Origin of the sequence: Streptomyces sp. NPDC001093 (genome assembly GCF_040298985.1) — a bacterium.
In the GTDB taxonomy this organism is placed as follows: domain Bacteria; phylum Actinomycetota; class Actinomycetes; order Streptomycetales; family Streptomycetaceae; genus Streptomyces.
In genome coordinates this window covers 38,949-52,869 of record NZ_JBEPBF010000068.1, presented here as the reverse complement: position 1 = coordinate 52,869, position 13,921 = coordinate 38,949, and the positions used below count along the sequence as shown (strand labels likewise).

Below are 13,921 nucleotides of genomic sequence, written 5' to 3'. Positions count from 1 at the left end.
CGGCGCCCGACCGGCAGGCCGGGCGCCGCCACCGCTCATGTCACGCAGGCACGGTGGCCGTTCGGCCGAGATGCCGGGCGAAGAACCGGACCGCGCTGGCGGCCTCGAACCGGGGGAGCTCCTTGTGCCTGCCCGCGTTGGCGTGCAGCGACTTCTCCTTCGAGGCGAAGGCGTCGAACAGCGCCAGACTGGCCTCGCGCGGGATGTGCTCGTCGTCCCACTGCATGTCGTACTCGATCGGGACGGTGATCTGCTTCGCCTTCTCCGCCAGGACGTCGGGCCAGTGCTGACCGAAGACCGCGGCCGTGATCCTGGGCTCGATCGCCACCAGCGGCACGCCGATCGCGGTGCCCATGTTGATGCCGAAGTAGCCGACCGGCCCATCGGCGCCGATTTCCGGAAGCTCCTGGAGGGCGTCCAGGGTCGCCTGCCATTCGGGTACGGCGAGCTCCGCCAGGTGGGCGTTGTAGCGCACGACGACCGGGCCTTCCGGCTCGCCCGCCGCCCTCGCCCGGAACAGCTCGGCGATCTCCTGCTCGTCGTGTGCCGTGCGCGGCCGGTCGCCGTGACCGGGCGCGTCGATACAGGAGACGTGGAAGCCGCAGCCGCTCACCAGGAGCTGCGCACGACCCGCCATCGCAGGATGCTTCTTGTGGTTGCCGCCGCCGTGGCCCATCAGGACCAGGGGCGCACGGTCCGCGCCGGATGCGGGCGACCAGAGGACACCGGGGACCTCGCCCAGGGTGAAGTCGCGTTCGATCACGCCGTCGGCGGAAGACTCGGAGATGAACTGCAGAGATTTCATGGCGTGTTGCCTTTCGGGAGTGCCTTGTTGTCGAGGCGCTCCCGGCGACACCTACGTCGATCGCCCGACCGTGACGACGAGGGGGAGCACCCACACGAATGCAGCGTTCATGGGTCTCACCTCCTCGGCTGGTACACGGTCAACTGCAAGCTAACAGATCGATGATCAACCCGCCCAACCCTTTTTCCCGCCACGTGCACGGCCGAACACGCCCTCCGCAACCGGGTGTTCTCCGCCGTGGAATGATGACCGGCGACACAAGGCGACGGCGGGGAGTGACGCGGCGTGCCCGAGAGGCCGGCGGAAGAGGCGTCGGACGACGCCGTGGCGGGGAGCGGCGCGGCACCGTGCCGGGTCGTCGTGTGCCGGGACTGCTGCTGCGGCAGTCCCAAGGTGACCGGGGTCGATCACGCGGCGCAGACCGCGCGTCTGCGGGCGGAGGTGCCGGTGCGCATCTCCGACTGCCTCGATGTGTGCGACCAAGCCAACGTCGTCGTCGTACAGCCGTCCGCCGCGGGCCGGGCCGCCGGCGCGCGGCCGGTGTGGCTCGGGCTCGTCAACGACCCCGACGCGACCGAGGACATCGTCACCTGGGTCCGCTCCGGCGGCCCCGGAGTGGCCCCCCTACCGGACATCCTCGGCCTGTACGCCTTCACCCCGCCGCGGCGCCGCACGGATTCCCGCTGACCCACCGGTCCCGTACCGTCCCACCAGGTGGGAGAGGAAGATCACTTGGGAGAGAGGCGGTCTTGGTCATGCGCGCGTCACGCGGTACGGTCGATCCGATATCGATGACGGCGAAACGGAAGCCGGTGGGAATCCGGCACGGTCGCGCCACTGTATGCGGGACCCCCAGGGGCTCGTGAGTCAGACCCGTGGTCGTCGTCCTGTGCACCACCGAGATGGGACGCGAACTCCCAGAGGAGGGTCCTGCCATGGCGCAGACCGTCGCCCAGCCGACAGCCACCACCCCCGTCGTTCCCGCCCAGCTGCCGCTGAAGGCGATTGCTCCCTGGGCGGTCTTCTTCGGCATCCTCATGCTGATCCTGCTCTACTTCGTCGGCGCCGAGCAGGGCGCCACCTCCGTGTTCAACGGCACGGACGTCCACGAGTGGGTGCACGACGCCCGCCACCTGCTGGGCTTCCCCTGCCACTGACGCGACGAACACCGCGCCCATGAACTCCGCAACCGTACGGAACCTTCTCGTCCGGGGCATGCTCGCCGGTCTCGCGGCCGGTGTGCTCGCCCTGGTCGTGGCCTACGTGCTCGGTGAGCCGAACGTCGACAAGGCCATCAGCTTCGAGCAGGCTCACTCCCACGAGCACGAGATGGAGGTCGTCTCCCGCTCCCTGCAGTCGACCGCCGGCCTCGCCACCGGTGTCCTCGTCTACGGCGTCGCCTTCGGCGGCATCGCCGCGCTCGCCTTCTGCTTCGCCCTCGGCCGCGTGGGCCGCTTCGGCCCGCGCGCCACGGCACTGCTGCTGTCGGGTTGCGCGCTGCTCGCCGTGTACGTCGTCCCGTTCCTGAAGTACCCGGCCAACCCGCCGTCGGTCGGCAACCCCGACACCATCGGCAAGCGGACCACCCTGTACTTCCTGATGATGCTGCTCAGCGTCCTGCTGGCGGTCGCCGCCACCATCCTGGGCAAGCGGCTCGCCCCGCGCCTGGGCACCTGGTGGGCCACGGTGGCCGCAGTGATCGCGTTCACCGTCGTGATCGGCCTGGCCTACCAGTTCCTGCCCGCCGTCAACGAGGTGCCCAAGGGCTTCCCCGCCACCCTGCTGTGGCGGTTCCGGCTCTCGGCACTGGCGATCCAGACCGCTCTGTGGGCCGGATTCGGCCTCGCCTTCGGCGAGTTGGCCGAACGGCTGCTGAACCCCAAGCCGGTTACGGCCGCGAACCGGCGAGCGGTTCCCGCCGCGCACTGACTCCCCGCGTACGGCACAGGGCCCGGCGGAACCGCCCGCCGAGCCCTGTGCCGTTCCGCCTAATCGGCCTCCGCCGCGGCAAGCGGACACCCCAGCCGCAGATTCCAGCGCCCGGCCCGGCCGCTGAGCTCCGTCACGGTCAGCGGCGGCACGTCGAGGCGCCAGAAGACGGCCGCGGGCATGCCGAGCGCATGGACGACGGCCCCCCGCACCACCTCCGGCTCGACCACGGCGACCGTACGGCCCTCCCACTCCTGCGCCTCGGCCAGCCAGCGCGCGACCCGTCCGCACAGATCCCGCACGGACTCACCCCCGTGCGGTGCGCACTCGGGGTCGGTGAGCCAGCGGTCCACCGCCTCCGGCTCGGCGGCCCCCACCTCCTCCAGGGTGCGCCCGCGCCAGCGGCCCACGTCGAGACCCGCCAACTCCGGTACCTGCAGGCCGTCGAGGCCCAGCGCCGCGGCCGTCTCCCGGCAGCGCACGCCGGGGGAGGTGAGGACACGGACCGCGGAGGGCAGGGTTCCGGCCGCCGAGCGGGCACGTGCCGCTCCGCTGCCGTCGATCGAGCCGCCGTCGTCGAAGCGGGCCTGGCGCAGCGACGCGCTCATGGCGGGGGAGAGGAGAAGGACTCGGCTGGTCACGTGGTTCAGAGGTACCAGCATCCGCGCACGGCACACAAGGCCCGGCCGACGACCGGGCCGGCCGGGGGTTTGCGGCGCACCGCACGGACTGGCGATCATGGGGTGGCTCGGTTCCTCCGGAAGAACAGGCGGCGGCACGTGATACCTCCCGTTCCCTCCATCGACCGGCGCCGGCTGCTCGGCCGGGTCCTTCCCGCCGCGGCCGCGACCCTGCTCACCGGGACGGCCGCCGCCTGTGCCGGGACGGGTTCCTCCCCGCGGGCGGCCGAGCCGCTGCTGGCGTTGGTCTACCGAGGGCCCGCGGCCTGTGACGGATGCGCCGAGGCGGTCGCCGCGGTGCTGAAGAAGGCCCCGCGTCCGTTCACGGTCGCCTACGTCGGCCCCGACGAGGACGTCCCCCTGACCGCGGCCGGTCTGGCGGACGCCGACGTCTACGCACAGCCCGGCGGCAACGACGATCTCGGCGGCACCTGGACGAAGCTGAGGGGCGCCGCCGGGGCGATCCGTGACTGGACGCGGGCCGGCGGCCGCTACCTCGGATTCTGCATGGGCGGCTATCTGGCCGACAAGGACCCGGGGTTCGGCCTGCTGCCCGGCGACACCGACCAGTACATCACCTCACCGCGCGCCTCGGTCCATGACGCGACGGACACGCTCGTGCCGGTGACCTGGAAGGGCAAGCGGCGTCACATGTACTTCCAGGACGGGCCGTACTTCGTGCCGGCCGGCGGTGCGGACGTGTCCGTACTCGCCAGGTACGACAACGGCACGGCCGCCGCTGTCGTCGCGCCGTACGGCAAGGGGCGGGTCGGAGTCGTCGGGCCGCACCCGGAGGCGGATGCCTCCTGGTACTCCGACGCAGGGCTGAGGAATCCCGACGGCGTCCGCCTCGATCTCGGCCACGACCTCATCCAGGAGACCGTCAAGGGGCTGTAGCGGTCCACGCCGCGCGCCCTCCTGCCGGGCAGGAGTCCGCGGTTCAGCGGAAACAGGCCTCCAAGCCGAAGACGTACGTCGGGTTCGTACCGGCGGCCGAAGGCATCGGACAGGACGGCGTCACCCGCAGACCGGTGACATCGGTCCACACACCCTCCCGGCTCACCCGCACCGTCGGCCCCCTCCTCTGGTTCGCGGTGCTCCGCCCGTACGGGGGCCGGGCGGAACACCGCGAAGTCCTGGGCGGGCGCGCTCGTCGGACAGACGGCCGCCCGCCGGTCCGCTACAGCGCCACGTCTCCGCACAGGTGGACCTCGACGCCCAGCTCCGCGAAGAGGGCGGCCTTGGCGCGCAGCGCCCTGTCGGCCGTCTCCGCGTCGGGGGCGTAGGCCACGTTCAGGTGGTTGGCGCGGTGGCGGGCCATGAACTGGTCGCGGCTGACACCGTGCAGCACCGCGTGCATGATCGGCCACTGCGGGGTGGTGGCCTCGAGGCGGCGCCGGGTCTCCTCCGCCGGCAGCTCGATCGCGGTGGCCCGGCCGAGGTCGACATGCAGCCGGCCGTCCATCAGGAACACCCGGGACCAGACGACCTCACCCGGCCTGGAGACCCCGCTGAGCGTGCCGCCCCCGAGCGGGAAGTACATCGGGGGCTGCCGCATGCTGTACGACTTGTGGTAGCCGCCGTTGTGGGAGGCGGGCACCGAGCCGGAGATCTCGAAGACCCACACGAACCGGCCGTCGTACTCCTCGCCCCAGCGGATGTCGTGCAGCGTGGTGGCCGGGTCCAGGCCCATCGCCGTCCAGATCCGGTTGGTGACCAGGGAGTCGACGGCGACACCCTCGTCCACCTCGTTGAAGTGCGGCAGCGGCGCGCCGGCGTACAGCTCACGGGCCCCGTCGCGGCTGAACACCGGCGGGCGCTGGACGTTGTTGAGCAGACCCTCGGCGAGGTCGCTCGCCGGGACGGTGTCCTTCAGGCCCTGCTGGTACTGGATGCCGACCGCGTCGAGCCCGAAGTCGTCGGCGATGCGCAGCGCGGCTATGTACATCTTGAACTGGCTGAGCAACTGGGCGTCGGTGAGCTCGGTGGCCTCGTCCGTACCGGTGTGGAAGGTCATGCCGGCGTGGTCCAGCCAGGCGCGGACCACCTGCGCCTCCTCGTCGGAGACCTTGTTCATCTCGGCGACCAGGGCACTTTGCGACAGCCGCTCCTTGTAGATGCCGAGCGGGTTGAGGAACTCGTCGTCGATGATGGCGTTGTACATGCCCATGCAGCCCTCGTCGAAGACACCGATGATCGCCTTCTCCTCGCGCAGCTGCCGGGCCAGGGCCACGCCGAGTTCGGTCTCTGGGTCCTCGGGCAGCGGCGGCAACGGCCGGACATGGCTGGTGTCGTGGGTGAGGGTGCCGGTCTCCAGCCAGGTACGCAGGCCGTCGCGAGCCCAGTCGTCGGTGAAGTCCGGGCTCCACAGCACGGAGTACGCGCGCCCGGCCTTGGTGAGGCTGCCCGCGAGGTTCAACAGGCCCACCAGGCCCGGGAATTCGCCGCTCCAGTTGGCGACGACCAGGATCGGTCCCCGGTGGTCGCGCAGCCCGGCCAGGACGTGGTGGCTGTACTGCCAGACACCTTCCACGACGATCAGCGGCGCGTCCTTCGGCAGTGTCCTGAACACCTCGATGCCCGCGCGCTGGCTGTCGATGAAGCCGTGCCCCTTGGCCGCGTCGAAGGCATGCCCACGGCGGACCTGCCACCCGAGGTCGGTCAGCGCCGCGGCGAGGTCCTTCTCCAGCTTCTCCTGGGTCGGCCAGCAGGTGACGTTGGCGGCGGGGCGCAGGTCACCGCTGGCCACGGTGTAGACGGTCCGCGGCTCGGCGGCAACGGGCCGGCTCGGGACGGGCAGGGCGTACGTGGTCATGCGATCTCCGTTGGGTGTGCGTATGGGGGGCGGGGCCACCCCCGGCCGTCCGGGTGGGGCGAGTCGGGGTCCGGTGGCTTTCCGGCCGTCCGGGTGGGGCGAGTCGGGGTCCGGTGCCTTTCCGGCGTCCGGGTGGGGCAAGTTGGGAGGCCGGTGGCTTTCCCGCCCTCCGGGTGGGGCGAGTTGGGGGGCCGGTGCCTTTCCGGTCGTGCGGATGGGGTGAGTTGGGGGCCCGGTGGCTTTCCGGCCGACCGAGTCGGGCGAGTAGGGTCGGGCGCCCTTCCAACCGACCGAGTCGGGTTCGGTGCCTTTCCAGCCGACCGAGACGGGTGGTGGGTGGGCATAGGCCGGGGGGCCAGGGGGCGGAGACCCCTGGCGGGGTTCAAGGGGCGGAGCCCCTTGGCCTGGGACTCGGAAGGGCTCAGCGCTCCTGCAGCGGGGCCAGGGCATGCACGGTCGCCGAAGTCTCCCGGTACAGCCGCCGGTACAGGCCGTACAGCTCGTCGTACCGCCGCCGCCGCTCCGCACACGGCGTCACCGTCTCCCGCACCGGGTTCCAGTCGTCGATCCCGGCGTCCCCGACGAGCTGTGCCGCGAGCAGGGCACCGCCGTAGCTCGCGCCGATCGTCGTGCTGCGCAGCTCCTGCGGCCGGCCGGTGATGTCGGAGACGATCTGAGTCCACAGGGCGCCCTGGGTGCCGCCGCCGACGGCGACCACGCGGCGGATGTCGCCGCCCGCCTCCTCGATGACCTCGATGTTGTGGCGTACCCCGAAGCCGGTGGCCTCCAGCGCGGCCCGGTAGAGGTCGCCGCGGGTGTGGGACAGGGTGAGTCCGGCGATCACCCCGCGGGCGTCCGGGTCCATGATCGGAGTACGCTCGCCGGAGAAGTACGGGAGCATCAGCAGCCCGCCCGCGCCGGGCCCCGACTCGGCGGCCAGGCGGGTCAGTTCGGCGTGGTCGCCGGCGGCGAACAGATCGCGCAGCCAGTTGGTGACGGCGCCCGAGGTGGCCATGCCGCCGGCCAGGTTGCGGGTGCCGGGCAGGGCGCCGACGGTGCCCCACAGCGACGGGCTGGTGAGCGGCTTCGGCACGGTGTGGATCAGGAACATGGTCGTGCCATACATCAGCATCAGGTCACCGGTGTGCTGAGCACCCACGCTGAGGGCCTCGGCCCAGGCGTCGATGGTGCCGGTGGTGACGGGGATGCCGGCCGGCAGGCCCGTCGCCGCGGCGGCCTCGGCGGTGACGGTGCCGGCCGCCTCGCCGGACCAGCGCAGCGGCGGAAGCTCGATACCGGGGGCCACCTCGGCGACCCAGGGGCCGTACCACTCGCCCGCGAGCGTGTCGTAGAGCGGGGTGCACTGGCTCGCCGAGTGGTGGTCCAGCACATAAGTCCCGGTGAGCTTGCGGACCAGCCAGGAGCTGGGCATGTACAGGCGGCGGACGCGCGCGTACGGCTCGGGCTCCTCCTCGGCGACCCAGGCGATCTTCGGCCCGGCGGCCTGGGTGGTGAGCGCGGAGCCGCACCGGCGGATGATCTCCTCGGCGCCGAGCTGTTCCTCGATCCGGCGGATCTGCCGGACCGAGCGGGTGTCGACGCCGTAGAGGATCGCGGGACGCAGCGGGGTGTCGTGCTCGTCGGTGAGCAGGACGCAGGGGCCCATGCCGCTGACCCCGACGGCGAGCACGCTGGTGTCGTCCGGGCCGGTCAGCTCGCGGGCGATGTCGGCGAACTCGTGCCACCACACGGAGGCGTCCATCTCGAAGCGGCCGGGACCCGGCCGTGAGGGGGTGTGCTCCCGCACGGCCGAGCGAATCAGGGTGCCGTCGAGGCCGACGAGGACGCCCTTGCTGCTCGATGTGCCGATGTCCACACCGATGACTGCGTTGGGAGACTTGCGAGGCATGACGTGCACGCTCGCAGAAATCGATTTCAGCGTCAAGATGCCGCGCAGAGTCGAGCCTTGTGGCCGAGAAGAGCCGTAACAAGCCGAATAAATTACGCAATTCGGGTGGGATGAAGTCGTCGGCGTGCGCTTGGATCTCACCCCTTGACACCCTCTGACACCGGCCCTACTTTTCGCTGAAATGGATTTCACAGGGTTGCGCGGCCCGGCTCCGGGCCCGCCCCGCACCCCACCCATGAAGGCACAGAACACGATGACGACCTTTGGACTCGACGGCATCGCCCGCAGGACCCGTGCCGTGAGCCGTTCCATCAGCGCCGAGAACTTCACCGGCGCCAAGTCCGGCGGCGGCCGGGCGACCGAGGGCACCGGAGCGGTCGCGGCGAGCAGGCTGGGGCCGGGCTGGAAGATCTCCCCGAGCATCGACATCGCCGCCGGCGAGACCGCGGTGCTCGCCGACATCGAGGGGCCGGGCACCGTCCGGCACCTGTGGTGCACCACCGACCCGCACACGGCCTGGCGCGGCACCCTGCTGCGGATGTACTGGGAGGGGGAGGAGACCCCGGCCGTGGAGGTCCCGCTCGGCGACTTCTTCTGCAACGGCTGGAACACCTTCAGCCAGGTCTCGTCCGTGCCCGTCGCCGCCAACCCCAACGGCGGCTTCAACGCGTACTGGCCCATGCCGTTCCGCCGCCGCGCACGCGTCACCCTGGAGAACCTGACCGCCGAGAAGGTCACCCTCTACTACCAGGTCGACTACGAACTGGACGAGGTGGGCGAGGACGCCTCCTACTTCCACGCGCAGTGGCGGCGCAGCCACCCCGTGCCGTACGGCGAGGTGCACACCCTGCTCGACGGGGTCACCGGCGCCGGCAGCTATGTCGGCACCTACCTCGCCTGGGGCGTCAACAGCCCCGGCTGGTGGGGCGAGGGCGAGTTCAAGTTCTACCTCGACGGCGACGACGAGTTCCCGACGATCTGCGGCACCGGCACCGAGGACTACTTCGGCGGCGCCTGGAACTTCGACGTCCCCGGCCAGGGCTACACCGCCTACACCACGCCCTACCTCGGCCTGAACCAGATCCTGCCCTCCGACGGGCTCTACCGCAGCCAGCAGCGGTTCGGGATGTACCGCTGGCACGTCCTCGATCCCGTCCGCTTCTCCCAGGACCTGCGCGTCACCGTGCAGAGCCTCGGCATCGGCCCCGGCCAGGGCAACGGCCTGCCGCACCGGTACCGGCACACCAGCGACGACATCGCCAGCACCTCGCTCTTCTACCTGGACGCCCCCAGCTCGGCCTCCCGTCCGGTCACGCCCGACCTGCTGACCCTCGAAGTCGACTGACCGCAAGCCCCGTTCTCCGTCCGCCACCCCCCTTTTTCTTCCTTCATCCGGCCCCATCCCACTCCGACAGGAGCGCACACATGCTCCAGCACGGCAACGACGCCGGGCGCCCGGCCACCACGTCACGCCGGCGTGTCCTCACCGCGGCGGCGGGCGCCGGCGCGGCTCTCGCCGCCCCGGCCCTGCTCACCGGTTGCGGCACGGCACAGGCGAAGGGGGGCAACCTCCAGTTCTGGAACTTCTACGGACCCCAGCGCTCACCCGACCCAGCGATCAACGCCCAGTCCAAGTGGTTCGTGGACATGGTCGCCACCTGGAACCGCACCCACAAGCAGCAGATCGACCTCGTCTATCTGCCCCAGCCCACCTACCTCAACGGCTTCAAGCTGCCGTCCGCCTTCGCCACCGGCGAGGGCCCGGACATCTTCCTGCTCTCGCCCGGCGACTTCCTGCGCTACTACAACGGCGGTGTCCTCGCGGACCTCACCCCGCACATGGACAAGGCCGCCATCGACGACTACGGCTCCGCGCTCGACAGCCGCAAGGTCGACGGCAAGGTCTACGCCCTCCCCATGGAGATCGAGCCGCTGGCCATGTTCTACGCCCAGGACGTGTGGGAGAAGGCCGGCCTGTCCGAGGCCGACATCCCCACCACCTGGGACCAGATGCTCGACATCGGCGACAAGCTGCGTACGAAGACCCGGGCGGGCCTCGTCTTCGAGACCCAGCCCGGCTACTACCAGAACTTCACCTGGTACCCGTGGATGTGGCAGGGCGGCGGCGACGTCCTGGACCACCAGGGCAAGGTGGTCTTCGACTCCCAGGCCACCCGCCAGGCCCTCGCGCTGTGGCAGGACGCCGTACGCCACGGCATCGCCCCGCGCACCGTGCCCGCCGCCGACGACGTGATCGGCGGCTTCAAGGGCGGCAACGTCGCCCTGTGGCAGCAGGGCATCTGGAACGTGTCCAGCTTCAAGGCGTTCGCCCCCCAGTACCGCTACGGCGTCTTCAAGCTCCCCGTCCCGCCGGGCGGCAAGTACGTCACCACGCTCGGCGGCTGGTCCTTCTGCGCCAACGCCCAGGGCCGCAACCCCGAGGCGGCGGCCGAGTTCTGCGTCTGGGCGCTCGGCTCCATGAAGGACGACTCGATCAACCGGATGGTCGACTGGTGCGTGGGCGCCAAGTCCGACGTGGCCCCGCGCGCCAGCGCCCTGGAGCGGGGCGCCGCGAAGGGCGGCTACGACTCCGAGATCATGAAGAAGTTCAAGGACGAGATCTTCCCCGGCGGACGCGCCGAGCCGCGCTATCCCCCGGTCGTCTACAAGGCGATCTCCGACGCCATCCAGGGCACCATGCTCGCCGGCCGCGGGGTGGCCGGTGAGGCGGAGAGAGCCGCCCAGTCCATCGCTGCGTACACCAAGAGCTACAAGGGGGCGAGCCTGATATGAGCAGCGTCGCCGCACAACAGCGCCGGCGGGCCGCGGCCCCGGCGCAGGCACCCGCCTCCGCGGACACACCGAGACTCGGCCGCAAGCACCGCGAATGGCTGGCCGCGGGCCTGTTCCTCGCCCCCGACGTCCTCGGGCTCCTCGTCTTCGTCGCGATCCCGATGGTGCTCTCCATCGCCCTGAGCTTCTTCCAGGTCAGCGGCTTCGGCTCGTACAAGTGGATCGGGCTCGGCAACTACCGGCGGATGATGCACGACCCGCTGTTCTGGGACTCCATGAAGATCACCGGCGAGTACGTCGTGACCCTCGTCCCCGTCCTGTTCTGCGTGAGCCTCGGCCTCGGCCTGCTGGTGAAGCAGAAGCTGCCCGGCGTCGGCGTCTACCGCACCGCGCTCTTCCTGCCGTACGTGATCAGCCTCGTGGTGGTCGGCGTGCTGTGGAAGTTCCTGCTCGACGACCAGACGGGCGCGGTCAACCGTGCCATGCGGGCCGCCGGTTTCGACGGCAGGTCCTGGCTCGGCAGCCCCTCCCTGGCCCTCGGCTGTGTCATCGCCATCATGGTCTGGGTGATGATGGGCTACTACATGATCATCTTCCTGGCGGGCCTGCAGGAGATCCCCAAGGAGTTCTACGAGGCCGCGAAGCTGGACGGCGCGGGACCGTGGACCACCTTCCGCACCATCACCTGGCCGCTGCTGCGCCCCACCAGCTTCTTCGTCCTGCTGATGTCGACGGTCGCCGCCATCACCGGAGGCCTCGACCTGATCTTCGTTCTGACCAACGGCGGCCCCGCGAACGGCACTTCACTGGCGATCTTCTACATCTACCAGCAGGCCTTCGGCTTCGGCGAGTTCGGCTACGCGTCGGCCATGGGCTCGTTCCTGGTGCTGATCATGGTCGTGATCTCCGCCGTGATCTTCAAGTTCACTTCAGGCGGGAGGTTCGACGATGGCGAGTGACGCCCTGACGAGCCGGGCGGGTGGGCGCCGGCTTCGCTCCTCACGCACGGGACTCACGGCCCTGGCCGTCGTCCTGTCGCTGATCAGCATCGTCCCGGTGCTGTGGATGGTCACGTCGTCCTTCAAGACCCGGGCCACCGTCACCGACGGCAACCTGATCCCGAAGGACTTCACCTTCGACAACTTCGTCTACGTCTTCACCGAGGTCCCCTTCGGCCGCTACCTCTGGAACAGCTTCTTCATCTCCGCGGTGATCACCGTGGTGGCGCTGTTCTTCCACTCCATGGCCGCCTACGCGCTCGCCCGGCTGCGCTTCCCGGGCCGCGAGAAGCTCTTCGGCGCGATCTTCGCCACCCTGCTGGTCACGGCCCCGGTCGTGCTGATCCCGCTGTTCCTGGTCGCCCGCGAGCTGGGCCTGCTCAACAGCTACGCCGGCCTGATCATCCCGGCCATCTTCAACGCCTTCGGCATCTTCCTGCTGCGCCAGTTCTACCTGGGGCTGCCCAGGGAACTGGAGGAGGCGGCGATCGTCGACGGCTGCGGCCACTGGCGGGTGTACTGGAACATCGTCCTGCCGATGTCCCGGCCCATCCTCTCGGCCCTGGCGATCTTCTTCTTCCTCGCCAACTGGAACGCCTTCGTCTGGCCGCTGGTCGCCACCAACGACCAGTCCCTGACGGTGGTCCAGCTCGGCATCGCCTCGTTCCAGAACCAGTACACCTCCAACTGGAACTACATCCTGGCGGCGGCCACGGTCGCGGCACTGCCCATGCTGGTGCTGTTCTTCGTCTTCCAGCGGCAGATCGTGGAGTCGATCAAGACGTCCGGACTGAAGTAGCCCCGGGCCCTGCGCCGGGCCCGGGCGTGCGGCGGCGCAGGGCCCGCAAAGGGGGCGCGGTACCGGTCACCCGACCGGTACCGCGCCCTTCGCGTGCTGGGCCGGCTCACGGCCCGGCGGTGCTCTCCCGCACCTGGAGCCTGGTGCGCAGCACCACGGTCTGCAGCGGCGACGGCTTGCCGTCGATGCGCTGCAGCAGCAGATCGGCGGCGGTACGGCCCAGCTCGTACGAGGGCAGCTCCACCGCGGTCAGGGACGGCCGCAGCAGCGACGCCCAGGGCACGTCGCCGAAGGACAGCACACCGATGGCCGGGGGAGTGCGCCCGACCTCGCGCAGCGCGTCCAGGACACCGATCGTCATGAGGTTGTTGGCGACGAACACGGCGTCCGGTGGCTCGGGCAGCGCCAGCAGCTCGCGCATCGCGGCCCGGCCGCCCTCGACCCGGAAGTCCGCGTGCCGTACGTAGGCGTCGCCGGGCGGGGCGGCGTCGCCCGCGGAGTACATCGCCATGCGGTACCCGGCGAGGCGCTCCTCGGAGGTGGAGGCGCCCCGGGGGCCGGTGATGCAGGCGATCCGGCGGTAACCGGCCTCCAGCAGATGGCGGGTGGCCACCTCGCCGCCGTGCTGGTTGTCCACCTGCACCGCGTCCACCTCGGCCGCGTGCGGCCGCCGGTCCACGGCGACCACGGGCACGCCCCGGGCGATCAGCGGCGCCAGGTCCGTCTCGTCCTGCGAGGCGGCGGCCACGATCACACCGGCCATCTGCTCGCCGAGGGCGACCTCGAGATAGCGGCGTTCCTTGTCGGTGTCCTCGTCGGAGTTGCACAGGACGACCGAGAGGCTGGTGCGCTGCGCCGCGTCCTCGACCCCGCGGGCGAGCGAGGTGAAGAAGGGGTTCTCGATGTCCGGGATGATCAGGGCGATCACGCTGGAGCGCTGCATGCGCAGCGACCGGGCCACCCGGTTCGGCGCGAAGCCGAGAGCCGCGGCGGCCTGCTGGACGGAGAGGGCGCGTTCCGGCGTGACCTTGCCGCCGTTGAAGACACGCGAGACCGTCGCCGGGGACACCCCGGCGGCTCGCGCCACGTCATGGATCGTCACCACCTGAGTGCGCATCCTTTCAGCCGTGTGTAGGACCACCCTACCCTGCGGCTGAAAAGGATTTCATCCCTCGAATCGGGCCTGCATGTTC

The 13,921-nt window shown here is 70.6% G+C and carries 13 protein-coding genes and 1 riboswitch; of the genes, 8 read left to right on the top strand and 5 right to left on the bottom strand.

The genetic code is table 11. The features are described 5' to 3' along the window. Positions 1-40 precede the first annotated feature (40 nt). Entirely contained in the window at positions 41-805 is a 765-nt protein-coding gene (locus tag ABT288_RS29035) for an alpha/beta hydrolase family protein (protein ID WP_351613689.1), read from the bottom strand. A 324-nt stretch (positions 806-1,129) separates the two neighbouring features. Here ABT288_RS29035 and ABT288_RS29030 point away from each other — a divergent pair, with 324 nt between their 5' ends. From ABT288_RS29030 to ABT288_RS29020, 3 genes are all read left to right on the top strand, one after another. Then, on the top strand, positions 1,130-1,492 hold the full coding sequence (locus tag ABT288_RS29030) for a hypothetical protein (protein WP_351613694.1): 363 nt from the start codon (positions 1,130-1,132) through the stop codon (positions 1,490-1,492). A gap of 73 nt (positions 1,493-1,565) precedes the next feature. After that, positions 1,566-1,703, top strand: a riboswitch (cobalamin riboswitch). 37 nt (positions 1,704-1,740) lie between these two features. After that, positions 1,741-1,962, top strand: a complete 222-nt coding sequence (locus ABT288_RS29025) for a CbtB domain-containing protein (protein ID WP_351613687.1) — start codon at positions 1,741-1,743, stop codon at positions 1,960-1,962. 19 nt (positions 1,963-1,981) lie between these two features. Beyond that, the gene (locus ABT288_RS29020) at positions 1,982-2,734 is read left to right on the top strand and encodes a CbtA family protein (RefSeq protein WP_351613685.1); all 753 of its coding nucleotides are present in this window, start codon (positions 1,982-1,984) and stop codon (positions 2,732-2,734) included. 59 nt (positions 2,735-2,793) lie between these two features. On the opposite strand, the gene ABT288_RS29015 is transcribed toward ABT288_RS29020, so the two are convergent. Further along, positions 2,794-3,375 carry a histidine phosphatase family protein gene (locus tag ABT288_RS29015; RefSeq protein WP_351613691.1) on the bottom strand — a complete coding sequence of 194 codons (582 nt, stop codon included), beginning with the start codon at positions 3,373-3,375 and terminating at the stop codon, positions 2,794-2,796. Between the two features lie 138 nt (positions 3,376-3,513). Between ABT288_RS29015 and ABT288_RS29010 the strand changes: the two genes are divergently transcribed. After that, positions 3,514-4,311: a BPL-N domain-containing protein gene (locus tag ABT288_RS29010; RefSeq protein ID WP_351613683.1), complete on the top strand. Its 798-nt coding sequence runs from the start codon at positions 3,514-3,516 to the stop codon at positions 4,309-4,311. A gap of 283 nt (positions 4,312-4,594) precedes the next feature. On the opposite strand, the gene ABT288_RS29005 is transcribed toward ABT288_RS29010, so the two are convergent. Together ABT288_RS29005 and ABT288_RS29000 are read right to left on the bottom strand one after the other, a co-directional pair. Further along, a complete protein-coding gene (locus ABT288_RS29005) occupies positions 4,595-6,229 on the bottom strand; it encodes a fucose isomerase (protein ID WP_351613680.1) in 1,635 nt (544 codons plus the stop codon). Between the two features lie 421 nt (positions 6,230-6,650). After that, positions 6,651-8,138, bottom strand: a complete 1,488-nt coding sequence (locus tag ABT288_RS29000; RefSeq protein ID WP_351613677.1) for an FGGY-family carbohydrate kinase — start codon at positions 8,136-8,138, stop codon at positions 6,651-6,653. 253 nt (positions 8,139-8,391) lie between these two features. Between ABT288_RS29000 and ABT288_RS28995 the strand changes: the two genes are divergently transcribed. The 4 genes from ABT288_RS28995 to ABT288_RS28980 all read left to right on the top strand — a co-directional run bounded on the left by ABT288_RS28995 (position 8,392) and on the right by ABT288_RS28980 (position 12,728). Continuing rightward, a complete protein-coding gene (locus tag ABT288_RS28995; protein ID WP_351613674.1) occupies positions 8,392-9,483 on the top strand; it encodes a glycoside hydrolase family 172 protein in 1,092 nt (363 codons plus the stop codon). Between the two features lie 80 nt (positions 9,484-9,563). Next, complete coding sequence (locus ABT288_RS28990; protein WP_351613671.1) at positions 9,564-10,931, top strand: ABC transporter substrate-binding protein; 1,368 nt, start codon at positions 9,564-9,566, stop codon at positions 10,929-10,931. Then, on the top strand, positions 10,928-11,890 hold the full coding sequence (locus ABT288_RS28985) for a carbohydrate ABC transporter permease (RefSeq protein WP_351613668.1): 963 nt from the start codon (positions 10,928-10,930) through the stop codon (positions 11,888-11,890). Before ABT288_RS28990 ends, ABT288_RS28985 begins: the two co-directional genes overlap by 4 nt. Next, a complete protein-coding gene (locus ABT288_RS28980) occupies positions 11,880-12,728 on the top strand; it encodes a carbohydrate ABC transporter permease (RefSeq protein WP_351613665.1) in 849 nt (282 codons plus the stop codon). The genes ABT288_RS28985 and ABT288_RS28980 overlap by 11 nt, the downstream gene beginning before the upstream one ends. A gap of 106 nt (positions 12,729-12,834) precedes the next feature. On the opposite strand, the gene ABT288_RS28975 is transcribed toward ABT288_RS28980, so the two are convergent. Next, entirely contained in the window at positions 12,835-13,845 is a 1,011-nt protein-coding gene (locus ABT288_RS28975; protein WP_351613662.1) for a LacI family DNA-binding transcriptional regulator, read from the bottom strand. Positions 13,846-13,921 lie beyond the last annotated feature (76 nt).